Annotated in this window: 13 protein-coding genes; 12 read left to right on the top strand and 1 reads right to left on the bottom strand. The window is 63.8% G+C overall.

The window, feature by feature from the left end; all coding sequences use genetic code 11:
- The first annotated feature begins 104 nt into the window (after nt 1-104).
- The 12 genes from GH663_RS15480 (at nt 105) to GH663_RS15425 (ending at nt 16,207) form a co-directional block, all read left to right on the top strand.
- Entirely contained in the window at nt 105-1,532 is a 1,428-nt protein-coding gene (locus tag GH663_RS15480) for a sigma-54-dependent transcriptional regulator (protein ID WP_153132607.1), read from the top strand.
- Nucleotides 1,529-2,884, top strand: coding sequence for an ExeA family protein (locus GH663_RS15475; RefSeq protein WP_153132606.1), 1,356 nt, complete (start codon nt 1,529-1,531; stop codon nt 2,882-2,884). Before GH663_RS15480 ends, GH663_RS15475 begins: the two co-directional genes overlap by 4 nt.
- A 105-nt stretch (nt 2,885-2,989) precedes the next feature.
- On the top strand, nt 2,990-4,825 hold the full coding sequence (gene mshL / locus GH663_RS15470; RefSeq protein ID WP_153132605.1) for a pilus (MSHA type) biogenesis protein MshL: 1,836 nt from the start codon (nt 2,990-2,992) through the stop codon (nt 4,823-4,825).
- A 9-nt stretch (nt 4,826-4,834) separates the two neighbouring features.
- Nucleotides 4,835-6,061, top strand: coding sequence for a tetratricopeptide repeat protein (locus GH663_RS15465; protein ID WP_153132604.1), 1,227 nt, complete (start codon nt 4,835-4,837; stop codon nt 6,059-6,061).
- Between the two features lie 7 nt (nt 6,062-6,068).
- Nucleotides 6,069-7,775, top strand: coding sequence for a GspE/PulE family protein (locus GH663_RS15460; protein WP_153132603.1), 1,707 nt, complete (start codon nt 6,069-6,071; stop codon nt 7,773-7,775).
- 2 nt (nt 7,776-7,777) lie between these two features.
- Nucleotides 7,778-8,977 (top strand): type II secretion system F family protein, encoded by a 1,200-nt coding sequence (locus tag GH663_RS15455; RefSeq protein WP_153132602.1) that lies wholly within the window; start codon nt 7,778-7,780, stop codon nt 8,975-8,977.
- Nucleotides 8,974-10,488 carry a hypothetical protein gene (locus tag GH663_RS15450; protein WP_153132601.1) on the top strand — a complete coding sequence of 505 codons (1,515 nt, stop codon included), beginning with the start codon at nt 8,974-8,976 and terminating at the stop codon, nt 10,486-10,488. Before GH663_RS15455 ends, GH663_RS15450 begins: the two co-directional genes overlap by 4 nt.
- Nucleotides 10,485-11,096: a hypothetical protein gene (locus GH663_RS15445; protein ID WP_153132600.1), complete on the top strand. Its 612-nt coding sequence runs from the start codon at nt 10,485-10,487 to the stop codon at nt 11,094-11,096. The genes GH663_RS15450 and GH663_RS15445 overlap by 4 nt, the downstream gene beginning before the upstream one ends.
- Nucleotides 11,093-11,473, top strand: coding sequence for a hypothetical protein (locus GH663_RS15440; RefSeq protein ID WP_153132599.1), 381 nt, complete (start codon nt 11,093-11,095; stop codon nt 11,471-11,473). The genes GH663_RS15445 and GH663_RS15440 overlap by 4 nt, the downstream gene beginning before the upstream one ends.
- Nucleotides 11,470-14,109 (top strand): hypothetical protein, encoded by a 2,640-nt coding sequence (locus GH663_RS15435; RefSeq protein ID WP_153132598.1) that lies wholly within the window; start codon nt 11,470-11,472, stop codon nt 14,107-14,109. The genes GH663_RS15440 and GH663_RS15435 overlap by 4 nt, the downstream gene beginning before the upstream one ends.
- A 10-nt stretch (nt 14,110-14,119) precedes the next feature.
- Nucleotides 14,120-14,842: a prepilin-type N-terminal cleavage/methylation domain-containing protein gene (locus GH663_RS15430; RefSeq protein ID WP_153132597.1), complete on the top strand. Its 723-nt coding sequence runs from the start codon at nt 14,120-14,122 to the stop codon at nt 14,840-14,842.
- Between the two features lie 93 nt (nt 14,843-14,935).
- A complete protein-coding gene (locus GH663_RS15425) occupies nt 14,936-16,207 on the top strand; it encodes an adenylate/guanylate cyclase domain-containing protein (RefSeq protein WP_153132596.1) in 1,272 nt (423 codons plus the stop codon).
- Between the two features lie 11 nt (nt 16,208-16,218).
- Here GH663_RS15425 and GH663_RS15420 read toward each other — a convergent pair whose 3' ends face one another.
- Complete coding sequence (locus GH663_RS15420; protein ID WP_153132595.1) at nt 16,219-17,904, bottom strand: histidine kinase; 1,686 nt, start codon at nt 17,902-17,904, stop codon at nt 16,219-16,221.
- Nucleotides 17,905-17,925: the final 21 nt, after the last annotated feature.

Raw genomic sequence — 17,925 nt, 5'->3', positions numbered from 1 at the left:
CGTTTCCTCGGAAAAAGTCGGCCGATTTTAACAGAACAGGGGCCCGTCGCCGGGAAGCGACGCGGCTATAATCGAGCAAATTTTTCACATGGAATAAATTGCCTGTGCCTGTTGCCAAGCCGCTGCTGCTGATTGTCGATGACGACTCGCTGATCAGCGAGTCGCTGAGCTTTGCGTTCGCACAGGAATTCGATGTCGTCACCAGCCACTCCAGGTCGCATTGTCGCAGCCTGCTCCGGCAACTCCGCCAGGCACCGCAACTGGCCCTGGTGGATCTCGGCCTGCCGCCGCTGCCGCACCGCCCCGACGAAGGCTTCGCCCTGATCGGCGAGTTGCTGGCCCTGTCGCCGGAAATGAAGATCATTGTCCTCTCCGGCCAAAACGACGACGACAACGCTCGCCATGCCCGCACACTGGGTGCCGTCGAGTTTGTCGGCAAACCGTGCGACCCAGCCAGACTGGCCACGCTGCTGCGCCAGTCGCTGTCCTTCTCGCCCCCCCAAAGCGCGGAGCCGCCCAGCGGCCTGGTCGGCGAAAGCCCGCCCATGCAAAGGCTGCAACTGCAGCTCGGGCAGTATGCCAACCTGGCTTTCCCGGTATTGATCGAGGGTGAATCGGGGAGTGGCAAAGATATCGTGGCCACTCACTACCTGCACCGGATGACCGAACGGCGGGAAAAGCCCTTTCTTGCCCTGAATTGCGCCGCCATCTCGCCAACCCTGCTCGAGCCGACACTGTTCGGCTATGCCCGCGGCGCCTTTACCGGCGCCACGGCAAGCAAGAGCGGCTATTTCGAGGATGCCGACAGCGGCACGCTGTTCCTCGACGAAATCGGCGAGTTGCCGCTCGACCTTCAGCCCAAGTTGCTGCGCGTGCTGGAAAACGGCGAGTATCAACGGGTTGGCGAAACGCAAAGCCGGATTTCGACAGCCCGCATCATCGCCGCCACCAACCGCGATCTCCGCCAGGAGGTCAGGGCCGGACGTTTTCGGGCCGACCTCTATCACCGGCTGTCGGTCTTTACGGTCAACGTGCCGCCATTGCGCGAAATGGGCGAGGATCGCCTCCTGCTACTGTCGCATTTTCGCAACATCTTCGCCCACCAGGCTCAGCGCCCGGCCTTTCAACTCGATCCAGCGGCTGAGGCACTTTGGCTGAATTACGCATTTCCCGGCAATGTCCGCGAGTTGCGCAACATCGTCATTCGCCTGACCGCCCGCCATGCCGGCCAGACCGTCAGCAAGGAGCAACTGCTGGCCGAGTTCGACCTTGGCGAACTGGCCGACGAAGGCAGCCCGGCACCGACCTCCGGAGTGATCGCCAACGATCTTGAGCAGACCCGGCAAGCCGCCCTCGACCACCTGAGCAAAAACGCCAGCCTCAGCCTCGATGCCACGCTCGAACTCTGGGAACGCAGTTACATCGAGGCTGCACTGGAGCTATCCAGTGGCAATATGAGCCAGGCGGCCCGCCGCCTCGGCATCAACCGCACCACACTCTACAACCGCATGCAAAGCTGGAATCGCCGATGAGCCTTTATCTGGAACATTTCGGGCTGCGTGAGCCGCCGTTCCGCATCACGCCGCACACCGACTTTTTCTTCACCGGCGCCAATCGCGGCCCGACGCTGGAAGCCTTGATCTACGCCATTACCCAGGATGAGGGCATCGTCAAGGTGACAGGAGAAGTCGGCAGTGGCAAGACCATGCTGTGCCGGATGTTGCTCGAACGGCTGCCGGAAAACGTCGAAACGCTTTATCTGGCCAACCCCTCGCTATCGCGCAGCGAAATCCTCGGCGCCATCGCCGACGAACTGGGCATCCCGACCGATGGCAAGGCGACGCATTCGCTGACCCGCGCCCTGCAAGACGCCCTGATCGAACGCTACGCCGCCGGGAAACGCGTCGTCATCCTGATCGACGAAGCGCACGCCATGCCGGCCGAGTCGCTGGAAGAAATCCGTCTGCTTTCCAACCTCGAATCGAAGGCCGCCAAGCTGCTGCAGATCGCCCTTTTCGCCCAGCCCGAACTGGATGAACGACTGGCCGCCACCGACATGCGTCAGTTGCGCGAACGCATTACCCAGCACTTCAACCTGGCCCCGCTCAAGGCCGCCGAAGTCGCCGGTTACATCGAATTCCGCCTGCGCACGGCCGGCTACCATGGACCGAACCCATTCACCGGCGCCGCCATCGAGTTGATTGCCAGGCTCTCCGAAGGCCTCTCCCGACGGATCAACATTCTCGCCGACAAGGCACTGCTCGCCGCCTACTCGGCCGGCCGGCATCAGGTCGACACCGGCGAGGTCAGCACGGCTGCGCAGGATGCACGCTTCTCGCCGCTACAGCCAAAGAAGGCGACCAACCTGAAGCCGCTGGCTTGGGGCCTGGCTGGTGCCGGGGCCGCGACTCTGACCGGACTACTGGTCGTCGGCCTGCTGATGCGTACCGAAACGCTGCCCCCAAGCCAGGCACATCCGCCCGTAATCGCACCAGCTGCCACGCCAGCCCCAGCCCTGCGGTCAACTCCTCAAAATGAGCAAAAACCAGCTGAAAACGTTCGCTTCGGCCCACTGACCCGCCAGCACTTTGCCCAATACGAGCGCTGGATTGCCGAAGCTCCGCGCAACCATTACTTCATCCAACTGCTGGCGACTGATGCGCAAAGCACCGGCGAGATCGAAGGCTTCCTCGCCCGGGCCGCCAAAGTCCTGGAGCCGGAGGCAATTCGCGCCTATCGCTCCAACCTCTCCGGACGCGACCGGGTTGGCATTATCTACGGCGATTTTCCGAGCCGCGAAGAAGCCGCGGCAGCGATGCAGGCCCTGCCTGAAAACATCCGGGCGGCCCAGCCATTCCCGCGCCAGGTCAGCAAACTTCACTAGCCATCGCGAGCTGCCACAAACCATGACGAGCTCGTAACTTACGTGCTAGGATCGTTCGAACATATTGAAAACAGTGAATATCTTGTTGAAAAAAGGCGACGTCCGATGAAAGTCGGCTTTATCAAGGCATCGTTTCTCTGCTTGCTGCTGGCAGCTTGCGCCGCCCCTGTCCCTCGCGAACCGCTGAAAGGGCACCTCAGTTCGGAAACGGCCGCTGCTCCTCGGAGCAACAGCGATATTCCAGCCCCCGTCCAGCAGTCGCTGGCCTTCCCCAAACCGCGCGCCACCCCAAAAGCCGAGACTTACAGCGTCGTCGTCAATAACGTTCAGGTCCGCGACCTGCTGTTTGCCCTCTCCCGCGACGCCAAGGTCAATGTCGATATCCATCCCGGCATCAGCGGCACCGTCACGCTGAATGCCATCGACCAGACGCTGCCGCAACTACTGACCCGGATCGCCAAGCAGGTCGATATGCGCTTCGAACTGGACGGCCCGAATCTGGCGGTAATGCCGGACTCCCCGTTCCTCAAGCACTACAAGGTCGACTACGTGAATATGTCGCGCAATGTCACCGGCACCGTGTCGACCAACACCCAGATCGCCACCGGCACCGGCGGTACTGGAACCGGCAGCGGCACCGCCGGTAGCACGACCGGCAGTGGCGCGGCCGGCAACATCTCGAACACCCGGATCGAAAACGCTTCCAAGAACCAGTTCTGGGAGTCGCTGGAAAAGAACATCAAGGACATCCTGCGCGAAACGGACAAGATCCTGCCGGAAGGCTCCAGCGAAACCGTCGTCGAACAAAGCTCGGCGCAAAACGCCACGGGCGCCGCCGCCCTGCCGCAAGGCACTGGCCTGCGGGCTGCCCAGGCCATCGCCAATGCGCTGCAGAGCAACCCGACGCCAGGTTCATCCAGCCAGGCAGTCGGCAACTCGATCGTCCGCCGCAACACTTTCCGCGAAGCGGCCTCGGTGATCATGAACGCCGAGAGCGGCGTCATCACCGTACGCGCCACGCAACGCCAGCACGACAAGATCCAGGAATTCCTCGATCGCGTCGTCCATGCCGCCCGGCGCCAGGTGCTGATCGAAGCGACCATCGTCGAAGTCGAACTCTCTGACGGCTACAAGCAAGGCATCGACTGGAGCCGCCTGAAGTCCGACGGCACCGGTTTTTCCGTTACCCGCCCGGCGAGCGGCAGCGTCATCGACACCGCCAATACCGCCTTCAATCTGGTCTTCCAGCAACTCGACAAACCGCTGAACCTGATTGCCGCGGTCGACGTCCTGCAATCCTTCGGCACCGCAAAAGTACTGTCCAGCCCGCGCCTATCCGTCCTCAACAACCAGACGGCGCTGCTCAAGGTGGTCGAGAACATCGTCTATTTCAACGTCAAGTCGGATACCACGACCTCGGCCAACGTCGGCACCACGACTGCCGTGACGACCACGCCGCAATCGGTATCGGTCGGTCTGGTGATGTCGGTGACCGCCCAGATCAGCGATACGCAAAACGTGATCCTGAATATCCGGCCGACCATTTCCAGCGTTTCCGACTGGAAGGAAGACCCCAACCCTTCCAACAAGGCGGCCGGCGTACAGAACTTCGTGCCGCAGATCCGGACCCGCGAAATCGAATCCGTCATGCGCGTCGCCAGCGGCGACATCGCCGTTCTCGGCGGCCTGATGGAAGACAGCGTCAATTACAACACCGGCCGGATCCCCATCCTCGGGCAAATCCCGCTGGCCGGCGAGTTGGTCACCAAGCGCGACAATGCGGCCAGGAAATCGGAACTGGTCATCTTCCTGCGCCCGGTGGTCATCAAGGACGCCAGCCTTGATGGCGACTACGCCAGCATGCGCGGCCTCTTGCCAAGCGATGGCTTCTTCCGGCAACCGAATGAAGCCCAGCCTTTCAATGTCGCCCCCAGTCGCTGAGCGCCGGCAATGAGTCTGCTGATGGATGCCCTGAAGCGGGCCGAGACAAGCAAGCAGGAAGCGGCACGCAGCCTGAGCGGCAAGGACCCGGCGGCAGCCGACCTGCTCGGCCTGGAACCGCTGGCACCACCGGCGCCCCGCGCCCAGAACAGCCCCTTGCCCGACCTGGCGGCCCACATCGACGCGGTCGATGCCGAACTGGCCAGCAGCGCCATCCGTCCCGGCCAAGCCCAACCCAAACCGGCGACCAGCCAGCAGAAAAGCGCCCAGGCCGACCGCGAAGCCGTGCGCAACGCCTTTGCCGCCAAGCAGGTCGATGCCCCCCCTTCGCGCCAGCCCCTGTGGATTGCCCTCGGCATCCTCGGCGTGGCCGGCCTCGGCATCGGCGGCTACGTGGCCTATCAGGTTCTGAACATCGGCAACAACAGCCTGCGACCAAGCGCCCCCTCCCCGGCCCCGAGCGTAGCGGTAAATCAGGGGGCGACCCCGGCCCCGGCCGTGCCCGTGGTTTTGCCCCCTTCAGTGCCGTCGACCGCAGCCATCGCCCCCGAAACCTCGCTGTTCACCTCACCGCCCCCGGCACCAGCCCGCCCCGCGCGGACGATGCCGACCAGCGAACCGGAGAGTCCGCCGGCCGAGACAATTCGCCTGACCCGCAGCCGCCCCGAGGTCGACAACAACCAGCTCCGCGGCTATGCCAACATTCAGCGCAACGAGCTTGAACTGGCCCGCCGCGATTACGAACAGGCCCTGCAGCGCGACCCGAACAATACCGACGCCCTGCTCGCCCTGGCCGCCATTGCCCAGCGCCAGGGCCGCCCCGGCGATGCCGAACGCCTCTATCAGCGCGCGCTGGTCGCCAATCCGAGCGACCCGGCCGTCCAGGCGGCTACCCTGAACGGCGCCAATGCCGGCGCCGACCCACAGAATACCGAGAGCCGCCTGAAGTCGCTGCTCGCCGCCCAGCCTGAATCTGCCCAGCTCAATTTCGCCCTGGGCAATCTCTACGCCCGCCAGCAACGCTGGGCCGAAGCACAGCAGGTCTATTTCAACGCCGTCGCGGCGGATGGCGACAACCCGGATTACCTGTTCAATCTGGCGATCAGCCTCGATCACATCCGCCAGGGCAAACTGGCCGCCCAGCATTACCGGCTGGCGCTGGAGGCCGCCGACAAGCGCCCGGCCGCCTTCGAGCGCGAGCCGGTGCGAAAACGGCTGAGCGAACTCCAGCCCTGAGCCGACCATGAGTACGTCAGCCATGCAGCACCGGCCGCTCGGCCAGATCCTGATCTCCGAAGGCATCCTCTCGGAAGACCAGTTGCGCATCGCACTGCTCGAGCAGATGAAGCTGAACCAGCCGATCGGCAAGCTGCTCGTCTCGCTCGGCTTCGTCTCGGAAGCGACCTTGCGCCAGGCGCTTTCCGAAAGCCTGGGCAAGCAGAGCATCGATCTGACGCACGCGGTGATCGACCCGCAAGCCCTCAAACTGGTGCCGCGCGACCTGGCCAAGCGCTATCACCTGCTGCCGCTCGACTACGACCGGCCGAGCCAGCGCCTGACCCTGGCCATCTCCGACATCAACGACATCGTCGGCCTCGACCGCGTCCGGACGCTGCTCGAGGAAGGCACCGAGATCGAGACGCTGCTCGCCGGCGAATCCGAGATCGACCGCGCCATCGACCAGTATTACGGTTATGAACTGTCGATCGACGGCATCCTGCACGAGATCGAAACCGGCGAAATCGACTGGAAGAGCCTGTCGGCCACCGATGACGAGTACAGCCAGCCGGTTGTCCGCCTGATCGACTCGATCCTGACCGATGCGGTCAAGCGCGAAGCCTCCGACATCCACTTCGAGCCGGAAGCCAACTTCCTGCGCATCCGCTACCGCATCGACGGCATGCTGCGCCAGATCCGCGCCCTGCATAAATCCTACTGGCCGGCGATGACGGTACGCATCAAGGTGCTGTCCGGCATGAACATCGCCGAGATGCGGGCGCCACAGGACGGCCGCATCGGCCTCAGCGTCTCCGGCCGCGCCATCGATTTCCGCGTCGCCAGCCAGCCGACCATCCACGGCGAGAACATCGTGCTGCGCATTCTCGACCGGCAAAAAGGCATCGTGCCGCTCGAAGGCCTCGGCCTGTCCGACGAACACCTGCAGCAACTGAAGCTGATGATCGCCCGGCCGGAAGGCATCATCCTGGTCACCGGCCCGACCGGCAGCGGCAAGACGACGACGCTGTATTCGGTGCTCAATCACATCAACAACGAGGGCATCCACATCATGACCCTCGAAGACCCGGTCGAATATCCGATGGCGATGGTTCGCCAGACCTCGGTCTCGGAAACGGCCAAGCTCGATTTCGCCAACGGCATCCGCTCAATGATGCGCCAGGACCCGGACGTCATCCTGGTCGGCGAGGTGCGCGATGCCGAAACCGCCGAAATGGCCTTCCGCGCGGCGATGACCGGCCACCAGGTGTACACCACGCTGCACACCAACTCGGCGATCGGCGCCATTCCCCGCCTGCTCGACATCGGCGTGCTGCCCGACATCATGGCCGGCAACATCATCGGCATCGTTGCCCAGCGCCTGATCCGTCGCCTGTGCGAACACTGCAAGTCGCCCTATCTGGCCGAGCCGCATGAAATCCGCCTGCTCGGCACCGGCCCGGACGCACCGCACCCCATCCTGTTCCGGCCAAGCGGCTGCGAGCTTTGCGACTTCCAGGGCTACCGCGGCCGGATCGCGATCATGGAACTGCTCCGCGTCGACAGCGGCATCGACGAGCTGATCGCCCGCCGTGCCACCACCCATGAAATCCGCAGCCGGGCCTTGCTCCAAGGCTTCACGACCCTGGCCGACGACGGCCTGCGCCGCGTCATGAACGGCACGACCTCGCTCGAGGAACTCGGCCGCGTCGTCGACCTGACCGACCGGATGTAGCCATGCTGTTCGACTACAAGGCAGTCAGCGCAGAAGGCCGTATGGTGTTCGGACGGCTCGACGCAATCAATGTCGTCGACCTCGAAATGCGCCTGAAACGGATGGAGCTCGATCTGGTCATCGGCAACCCGGTGCTGCAGCGCAAGCTGTTTGGCGGGCGCAGCATCCCCCGCCCGGAACTGATCAACTTCTGCTTCCATCTCGACCAGCTGACGCGGGCCGGCGTACCCATCCTGGAGAGCCTGACCGACCTGCGCGATTCGCTGGAACACCCGCGCTTCCGCGAAGTGATCGCCGGCCTGATCGAAAGCATCGAAGGCGGCCAGACGCTATCGCAGGCGATGAGCGCGCATCCCGACGTGTTCAGCCAGGTCTTCATCAACCTGATTCGCGCCGGCGAAGCCAGCGGCCAGTTGCCCGAGGTGCTGGCCAGCCTGACCGAATCGATGAAATGGGAAGACGAACTGGCTTCCAACACCAAGAAGCTGCTGATGTACCCGGCCTTCGTCGCCAGCATCGTGCTCGCCGCCACCTTTTTCCTGATGATCTACATGGTGCCGCAGCTCAAGCTGTTCGTCCGCAACATGGGGCAAACCTTGCCGACGCAGACCAAGGTGCTGTTTTTCGTCTCCGACCTGCTGGTCAACTACTGGTTTCTCTTTCTTGTCGCGCCGGTCATCGCCGTCGTCGCCGGACAACTGATCCTGCGCCGCAACCCCTTGGCCCGCCTCCGCATGGATGGCCTCAAGCTGCGCCTGCCGGTCGTTGGCCCGATTCTCAAGAAAATCATCCTGTCGCGCTTTGCCAGCACCTTCGCCATGCTCTACGCCTCCGGCATCCCGATCCTCGAGTCGATCCGGACGACGCAAAGCATCGTCGGCAATCGCGTCGTCCGCCAGGCCCTGCAACGGGTCGAGCAGTCGATCCGCGAAGGACGCAACGTTGCCGCCGCCTTTCATGATGTCGGTCTCTTCCCGCCGCTCGTCGTCCGCATGCTGCGGGTCGGCGAAAGCACCGGCGGCCTGGACAAGGCGCTGCTCAACGTCAGCTACTTCTACAACCGCGACGTCAAGGAATCGGTCGGCAAGGCGCAGGCGATGATCGAACCGATGCTGACGCTGTTTATGGGCGCCATGCTGGGCTGGATTATGCTGTCGGTTCTCGGCCCCATTTACGATGTCATCAGCAAGATCAAAACGTGATCGCCCGCCGCCTCCTCTACCTCAACACGCACCGCCTCTCGGCCTTTGCCTGGCAGCAGGGGCAACTGTTGCCGGAAGGCAGCTTCGAGGCCGACCAGGGCGGGCTGGACCGTTTTGCCGAATACCTGGCCGAGCATGGCCGCAGCCATTTCCACCTGCTCGCCAACGTCGCCGAGGAAGGTCACGTTCTCGAAACGATTCCCTTCCTGCAGGGCAGCGACCGTCAGGCGTTGATCACCCGCAGGATCGGCCAGCATTTCCTCGGCACGCCATTGGCCGCCGCAATCTCGCTCGGTTACGAAAAGCGCAAGCGCAAGAACGAAAAGCTGCTGCTCTCGGCGCTGACCAATCCGGCCCATTTCGAGCCCTGGCTGCAACGCATCAAGGAAGCCGAAGCGCCGCTGGCCGGCGTCTACACCGTTGCCCAGCTCGGCGGTCAACTGCTGAAAAAGCTGGGGTTTGGGCAGGGGCGCTATCTGCTGCTCACCTTGCAGGACCACTCGATCCGCGAAACCTACCTGGTCAATGGCCAGCCGCTTTTTTCCCGGATGGCGCCGCTCGTCGACAGCAGCATTGCCGGCATCGCCAACAGTTTTGCTGCCGAAGCCGGCAAGCTGCAGCAATACCTGATCGGCCAACGCCTGGTCGGCCGTGAGGAAGTCCTGCCCGTTTTCATGATTGCCCATCCGCAGGCCATCCCGGCCATCATGAAGACCTGCCCCGATCACGGCCACCTCAACTTCACGATCATCGACAGCCACGATGCGGCCCGCCAACTGAAACTGAAGACGCTGCCCGGCGACAGCCGCAGCGATCTGCTCTTCCTGCATCTGCTGGCTACCGCCCCCCCCGCCCAGCAGTTCGCCGGCGAAACCTACCGCCATGACTTCCGGCTCTCCCAGATCCGCCAGGGGCTGATCGGCATCGGCGTCATCGCCCTGCTCGGTGGCGCCCTGTTCGCCGCCAAGGAAATCTACCGGACCCATACCCTGCGCCTTGAAACGCAACAATTGATCACCAGCGAGTCCGACCTCAACTGGCGCTATCAGGAAATCTCCGCCACCTTTCCGCAACTGGGCATCGATAACGACACCCTGCGCCGCCTGACCGACCGGCATCGCGACCTGCGCCAGCAGCAGCGCCAGCCCGGCCCGGCTTACCGCGCCCTTGGCCAGGCCTTGAACCGGATGCCGGCCATCGAACTGGAAGGGCTTGAATGGAAAATTGGCACTTCCGGGCCGTCGACCGCAGCAATCATCGCCGGCGACGAAGAAATCACCACGGTGCGCGCCGCCATCCACCTTGAACGAGGCGCCACCACCCGGCAGGTCCTGAACACCCTCGAAGAGTTCGTCGAACTGTTGCGGAGCGACCCGGCCGGCACAGTGACCGTGACGCAACAACCCTTTGAAATCGAATCCGGACGCACGCTGCGCGGCGGCGACAGTGAAGACGACAACGACCAGCCGCGCAAATTCACGCTGCAGATCAGCCGAAAGCTCGGCCCATGAAGTTCGCCGTCCACGACCTCGTCAAGATTCGCCTGCCGCTGCTGGCCGCCGTACTGCTGCTCGCCATCGCCGGCCTGATCGCCTGGTGGAGCATGGGCGAAGCCCAAAAGGCGGAACAGGAACGGAACAGCGCCGCCAACCGCAAGGGGCAGGTCGAACAACGCCTGCGCCAGGTCCGCATCGAGGAACAGGAACTGAAGGACAGGGCACAGACTTTCCAGCAATTGCAGGCTTCCGGTATCAGCGGTGAGGAAAAACGCCTGGAATGGATCGAAATGCTGCGCGCCACCCAGCAAGCCCTGCGCCTCCCCGGCATGAACTACGAATTCGGCGTTCAGGTGCCGCTGGAAAACGTGGACGGCGCCGCCTATGCTTGGTTTGCCAGCCCGATGCGGCTGCAGTTGCGCTTGCTGCACGAGGAGGATTTGTTGAATTTCCTGAGCCAGATCGAGAAGAATGCCAAAGCCCTGGTTCTGGTTCGGAATTGCAAGCTTGGGCGCATCGGCAACGCTGGCAATCCGGGCAGCACGCGCGAGACGCTGGCGCAATTGACTGCCGACTGCGAGATGCAATGGATCACCGTCCGCCGCGCCAGTGGAAAGAAATGAGCATGCCAGTCCGCGCCTTGCTGGCTCTCCTCGCCCTGCTCTCGGCCCTGCCCCCGGCCAGCGCCGAGGAAGCAACGCTCGGCCGCCTGTTCCTGACCCCGGGCCAGCGCAGCGCGCTCGATCGCCAGCGCCTGCTCAACCCCGGCCTGCAAGCCAATCCGCTGGACAGTGAAAGCAGCCTGACCGTCAATGGCGAGATCCGGCGCAGCGACGGCCGACGCACGCGCTGGATCAACGGCGAAGAAAACCAGGCCGCGGGACCGGCCGCGGCCGCCAATGTCCCGGTCGGCGACACCGTTTACCCCGGCACCGGCGAACGCGAAGGCCTGCTGCGTGGCGGCCGGATCATCATCAAGCCGGGCGGCACGGCGCGATGACTCGTCACGCCCCCTTCGCGTCACAACGGGGCGTCGCGCTGTGGATGCTGCTCGTTCTGCTGGCCATGGCCGGCAGCTACACCTGGTACCGGACCGCCAATAGCCAGGCCGGCCGCGCCCAACAAGACAGCCGGCTCGCCGCGACGCTGGCCCGCGCCAAGGAGGCCCTGCTGGCCCGCGCCGTCACCGACGACAACCGCCCGGGCAGCCTGCCCTGCCCGGACCTGATCACCAATAGCCCAGGCCTGAGCAATATTCCCGGCGATGGCAAGGCCGACATGTTTGCCATGACCCAATGCCCGAGCTATGTCGGCTGGCTGCCCTGGGTGACGCTGGACCTGCCCGAGCTGACCGACGATACCGGTACCCGTCTCTGGTATGTGCTGGCCCCGGCCCTGCGCGACGACGACAACGCGCAGCCGATCAACAGCGACACGCCCCCCGGCCTGACGGTCGATGGCAACAGCAGCGAGATCGTCGCCCTGATCATCGCCGCCCGCAGCCCGCTGACCGGCCAGAACCGGCCCTCGAACGCGCCGGGCGACTATCTCGACGGTGAAAACGGCAACGGCGACGACCACACCTACGTCACCCGCCCGGCCAGCGACAGCTTCAACGACAGTGTGCTGGTCATCACTCGCCAGGAACTGATGGCTGCCGTCGAGAAGCGCATCGCGAACGAAGTCAGAAGCTGTCTTGAGCAGCACGCCAGTTCCGCCGCCAATAGCGATCATCACTACCCGTGGCCGGCGCCGTTTTCCGCCAGCAATCGCGAAGGACGCGCCAACAGCCTGTTCGGCCGGGTCCCGACCACCCAGCCCGGCAGCGGCCCGGAAGCCGCCCTGCAGAACAGTATCGCCAAGCTGACGCTGGCCCAGACCACGCTCAGCACGGCGAGCGATGCCAACCAGCAACTGAGCGCTCTGCAAAGCATGGGTGCCGCCCTGCTAGAGGCACGCAACCTGTTCGACGCCATTTTCGGCACGGCCAACCAGCTCAAGCAGGCAGCCGATGCCGCGCACGGCCAACTGCAACTGATCAACGACAGCATCAACGATGCGACCGACGACCTGACCAAGCCACCAAGAATCAGCGTAAGCGATGGCGTCAAAATCCGTGCTAGTACCGACGGCACCGATCCCCTCTTCGACCCGCTCCCCGAACTGCTGGCCAAACTGGGCATCGATGTCATGCCCTGGGCGCTGTCCCGCCAAGCCACTTCGCTCGACAACGCGACCAATGCCAGCGAAAGGCTGCTCGCCAGCGATGCAGTGAAACAGTTACTCACCGCAACCGCCACCGCCCGTACCGACATCACGCCCTTCCTGGCCGCGGCCAGCATGGCGGCCAGCCTCGCCTATGACTATGCCGCCGGGGCGGTCATGTCGCCGAGCGACGCCGGTAAGCAGGCATTGGCACAAAGCGCTGCCGCCGCGCTGTCCTCCGCGCTGAAAGCCCTGCGCGACAGCATCGAGGCGAGCAGGGTCAGCGTCCTGAGCAGTACGGTCAGCCTCTGGATTGGGCCAATCAGCAGCCTGCAGACGACGCTGCAAGGCGAACAGAACACCGGCAACCTGAACGCCCTGAGCGCCCAACTGAGCAGCACCAAAGCGGCGGTTGACGCCATTCTGACCGGTGTGCCCAACGTCACCACCCGCCGCAACAATGCCAGCAGCGCCCTGGCCAGCGCCATCCTGGCCACTCAGGCCACGCCAGCCAACTACGGCCAAATCGACAGCGCCAGCACGACGGCCACCAGTGCACTTACGTCGCTGGCCACCGCCATCGCTGCCAACGAGCAGGTCGACAACAATGTCAGCCACACCAGCCTGAACGCCGTCTTGGTGACCTACGAAACGGCACGGACCAACTTCACGTTGCAGGACACCGCGACGCCACGCCCCCGCCAAGCCGACATCACGCCCTATGCCGACCTCCTGGGCAGTGCTGCGGTCAACGTCGATTTATGGGCAAAAATCATTGCCGACAATGCCGCGCTGATTGCTCCGCAAGCTAAGGCCAACACCGTCGCCGCCGGCACCGACCCAGCCAAGGCCAGCGTCCTCGACAGCTCGGCCTACAAGACGGCCAGTGACGCACTGAGCAGCATCACCGGCAAAAATGAGTCACTCCAGCTGCTGCAGGCCTACATCGACAACCAAACGGCCGCCAACCTGGCCAGCGCGACGACCGCGATCGGCGAAACCAGCGCCTTGATCAACATCCTGCTCGGCCAGGCCAGCCAGCTCGACACCCTGTTCTCCGGCACCACGGCCAGCGCCGCCCCCATCGTCTGGCTGACCAGTCGCTGCGACTTCCTGCTGCCCAATGTCGCCACCTGGTGGAAAGGCAACCAGTGGGCCAACACGCTGTTCTACCAGATCAGCCACCCGCTGCAGGCCATGCCCGGCAAATTGACCGTCAATGGCGCCGGCAGCCATCGTCTGGTTGCCATCGCGGCAGGCCGGGCGCTGCCCGCCGGCGCCCCAACGCAGAACCATGCCATCGCCAGCGTCGTCAATTTCCTCGAAGCCGGCAACGCCCACCTTTCGCGCGATGCCGACGCGACCGCCCCGGCCACCGCCTTTACGTCAGCCCCACCATCGGCTACCTTCAATGACCGACTGGCCTACTGACCCTTTGCAAATGCGACGCTCCCCGCCTACCGAACAAGGGTTTTCCCTCGTCGAACTGGCCGTCGTCCTGGTCATCGTCGCGCTGCTCTCGAGCGGCCTGATGCTCGGCTTGAGCGCCCAGCGCGACAGCGCCGCCAATCAGGAAGTCCAGCGCCAGCTCGACACTGCCCGCGAAGTACTGCTCGGCTTCGCGATGGCCAACGGCCGCCTGCCCTGCCCGGCCATCCCAACCCTGGCCACCGGCGCCGCCAATGCCGGCCTGGAAGACCGGGCCAATACCAACTCGGCCTGCAACCGCAGCCACGGCGTGCTGCCCTGGGCCACCCTCGGCCTGCCGGAAACCGACCCCTGGGGCCAGCGCCTGAGCTACTTCGTCAACAGCCGCTTTTCCGCCCCGCTGACCGCCGGCGCCCAAAGCAGTTTCACGCTGGCCAGCGGCGTCGCCCCCGATAACGCCGGCCTCGCCAACATCACCAACCTGACGGTCCACGGTTCGACCAACGTCGCCATCGAGATTTCTGCGGTGATCGTCAGCCATGGCAGTCGCAGCCAGGGCGCCTACCAGCCGAATGGAGGACAACTGGCCGGCGCCGTCGGCGACGAGGCGGAAAACGCCGATGCCGACCTGACCTTTGTCGCAGACACGCCGAGCACCGACTTCGACGACCTGCTGACCTGGATCAGCCCCAACCTGCTCAAATCGCGCCTGGTCGCTGCCGGCAAACTGCCCTGACCCGGCTGCGCTTGGTCGGCAGTGATTGACCGACCCACGGCAGGCTGCCACACTGAGCCATGCCGAGTCGATAAACCAAGCCACAGACCAGCCGTGAGCGAGCCAACTTTCCTGTTCTCCCTGCGCAATGCCGGCATCCACCCGGATGACGACGCCGAAACGCGGCTGAAGAAATCCCTGCTCATCTTCGCCACCGGCCTGGTCTGCCTCGGCTCGATGCTCTGGCTTTTTCTGTATGGCCAGATGGGCCCGCAATTCTCGGCGACGCCACCCTTCATTTTCCAGTTGCTGCTGGTCAGCAACCTGCTGCTTTACTTCTACAGCGGTAATTTCAGTTTTTTCCGCTATTCACAACTGGCCCTCTTCCTCTTCGCGCCCTTCGCGGTGCAGTGGAGTATCGGCAATTTCATCACCGCCAGCGGCGCCAGCCTCTGGGGCTTGCTGGCCCCGATCGGCGCCGTGCTCTTTTTCGGCGTCCGCGAATCGCTGGCCTGGTTCATCGCCTATATTTTCCTGACTGCGCTGTCCGGCTTCTTCGACTATTTCCTGGCCGACAGCGTGGCCGCGACGACGCCCAAGGTCTCGATCCGGACCAGCGTCTTTTTCTTCGCGCTCAATTTCGCCGCCATTTCCAGCATCGTTTATCTGCTGCTGCGTTACGCCGTGCAGGAAAAAGCCAATGCCCAGGCATCGCTGGAAGAAACCCACCGCCTGCTCCAGATCGAGCAGGACCGCTCCGAGCGCCTGCTGCTCAACATCCTGCCCGGGCCGGTCGCCGAACGCCTCAAGCATGACAACCAGACCATCGCCGATGGCTTTGCCGATGTCACGGTGATGTTCGTCGACATCGTCAATTTCACGAAAATCGCCGAGGGTCTGACCCCGCAGCAGGTCTTTTCGATGCTCAACCGCATCTTTTCCTCGTTTGACGAACTGGCCGAGCAATACGGCATGGAAAAGATCAAGACCATCGGCGACGCCTACATGGTCGCTGGCGGCCTGAACAACGAAGAAACCAATTACACCAAGTCGATCGCCGAACTGGCCATCGCCATGCGCGACCTCCTGCATCGCGACTTCAGCGTCAACGAAATGCATCTCGATGTCCGTATCGGCATCGGCACCGGACCGGTGGTCGCCGGCGTCGTCGGCAAAAAGAAATTCATCTACGACCTGTGGGGCGACACCGTCAACCTGGCGAGCCGGATCACCAGCGAAGGCGTGCCCGGCATGATCCAGGTCGACGAAATGACGCATCGTCGCCTGGCCGAGCATTTCGCCTTTCTCGAACCTCAAACCATCTATTTGAAGGGCAAGGGCAACACCCTCGTCTACCGCCTGCTTGGCGAGCGCGAGCGGCACTGAACCAGTGCCGGCTACTCGGTGGCGGGCGCCAATCTGAAACGCACGCAGCCATCGCGATTTTCCGCCAGCGCCAAGCGATAGCCCAAGCCCTCCGCCTGCCGCGCCGCATGGAACAGGCCGATGCCCAGACCATCCTCCGAAGCGACCGGCTCAGCTAACAGCGCGTTCGCCAGTTCGCCTGGAATGCACGGGCCATCGTCGCTCACCGCAAAGCCCGCATCGACAAAGCCAACACCAATCCGCAACCCCGGACTGCGCTGCCCCTTGGCCAGAACGTTCTGCAGCAGATTCTCCAGCACACTGTCGAACAAAGCGCCCGGCACCATTAAGCCGGCTGCCGGCTCGCCCTGCCAGGCGATCGCCAGATGGGCATAACGCTCTCGCACCGCCTGCCACCAGTCTGCGGCAGGCAATTGATCGACTCGCTCGGTACGCGGTGACTGCAGTTTTTCCAGGGTGACCTTCAAGCGCTCGGTGATCTGCGGCAACTGCCGCCCAAGCAAGGCCGCCACTTCAGCCGGATCGCCGGGCTGGGCGGCGGCATAGCAAAGTAGCTGCATCGACTGCAATAGGTTTTTGACATCGTGCGTCACGCGCGCCCCGGTTTCATAAACCGCCTGCAGATAGCCCATGCGCTGCAAATCATGGGTTTGCCGCTTGACCAGATAAAACTCGGCCGCCAGACGCAGCAGCCATTCAACATGCCAGCGCATCGCCGGCGAGGGCGGGTGGCGAAAAAACACCGACAGCGCCACGCCGTTCAGCCGCAAGCTATGCAGCAAAGCGGTTTCTTCGCCGAAGCGCTCAAGTGGCCCGACGGTTTGCCACGACGCCCCGGTCACCCAGGGCATACCGCGCAGTCGGTGCATTACCGCGCCCAGAAAACGCTCCGGATGCGCCTCCCGCTCGCTCTCTTCCGACAACTGGATCAACCATTGCTCGAGCGGCATGCCGACCGACAGCAGATAACGAGAAACCGCCGAACCGATGCCGGAAAAGCCGGCCCGCGGGTTCCACGCCCAGGCCACCACCAACAGCGCCGCAGCCAGGGTCAGCGAGGTTTTGAACAGCGATTCGACATAACCGATCTCACCGACCAACATGTAGGCCAGAGCGCCGAGGACAAAGACGGCCAGCACCAGGAACACCAGCATGCCGTAGAAAAGATCGAATGCATCCCCGGCCCTGCGCTGCAGGGGCTGGGCCGGGAAAACCAGTAATAGCGGCAACAGCAGTGGCATGAAACGGGCGAAAACGTCACGCGGCAGGGGATCGAGCACCACCGCCGGGGAAATCTCCGGAACCACGCCGAGCACCGTCAAACCAACCAGATAGCCAAACGCCAACAGATAACCTAGGCGCTCCCGCCGCGACTCGGTCCACAGCACTCGGCCACCGATGACCGCCGCCAGGGCGCCGCACCAGATCAGCAACAACCAGGGCCCAAGGAAAAGAACCGTCGCCAAGGCGATAGCGACCAGCAAGGCGCCTTGGCGCGGGCTGATCCGCCGCTCGCCGGCTACAAAGGGTTGCCAGATCAGGAAAAGACCAAGCGCGACCAGCCAGAGCAGGCGAACGGCCAGGATTTTCCAGCCGCCGAAGGCGAGCAGGTGGACGAGCAACAAGTGCGCCGCCAACAGCATGTGGGGCCGTCGCTCCAGCCAGAGGCCCAGGGAAAGACGAGGCCGAGCGTTCATTTCCAGACAACCTGTCGATTT

Source organism: Dechloromonas hortensis (assembly GCF_009469765.1).
Taxonomy (GTDB): Bacteria; Pseudomonadota; Gammaproteobacteria; order Burkholderiales; family Rhodocyclaceae; genus Azonexus; species Azonexus hortensis.
Note: the sequence above shows the minus strand (reverse complement) of the source record. Positions and strands in the feature narration are given on the sequence as shown.

Bases quoted from the DNA above. Each gene is read 5' to 3' on its own strand.
- GH663_RS15475 (WP_153132606.1), top strand. From the start codon at position 1,529: ATGAGCCTTTATCTGGAACATTTCGGGCTGCGTGAGCCGCCGTTCCGC.
- mshL (WP_153132605.1), top strand. From the start codon at position 2,990: ATGAAAGTCGGCTTTATCAAGGCATCGTTTCTCTGCTTGCTGCTGGCA.
- GH663_RS15465 (WP_153132604.1), top strand. From the start codon at position 4,835: ATGAGTCTGCTGATGGATGCCCTGAAGCGGGCCGAGACAAGCAAGCAG.
- GH663_RS15460 (WP_153132603.1), top strand. From the start codon at position 6,069: ATGAGTACGTCAGCCATGCAGCACCGGCCGCTCGGCCAGATCCTGATC.
- GH663_RS15455 (WP_153132602.1), top strand. From the start codon at position 7,778: ATGCTGTTCGACTACAAGGCAGTCAGCGCAGAAGGCCGTATGGTGTTC.
- GH663_RS15445 (WP_153132600.1), top strand. From the start codon at position 10,485: ATGAAGTTCGCCGTCCACGACCTCGTCAAGATTCGCCTGCCGCTGCTG.
- GH663_RS15440 (WP_153132599.1), top strand. From the start codon at position 11,093: ATGAGCATGCCAGTCCGCGCCTTGCTGGCTCTCCTCGCCCTGCTCTCG.
- GH663_RS15435 (WP_153132598.1), top strand. From the start codon at position 11,470: ATGACTCGTCACGCCCCCTTCGCGTCACAACGGGGCGTCGCGCTGTGG.
- GH663_RS15430 (WP_153132597.1), top strand. From the start codon at position 14,120: ATGCGACGCTCCCCGCCTACCGAACAAGGGTTTTCCCTCGTCGAACTG.
- GH663_RS15420 (WP_153132595.1), bottom strand. From the start codon at position 17,904: ATGAACGCTCGGCCTCGTCTTTCCCTGGGCCTCTGGCTGGAGCGACGG.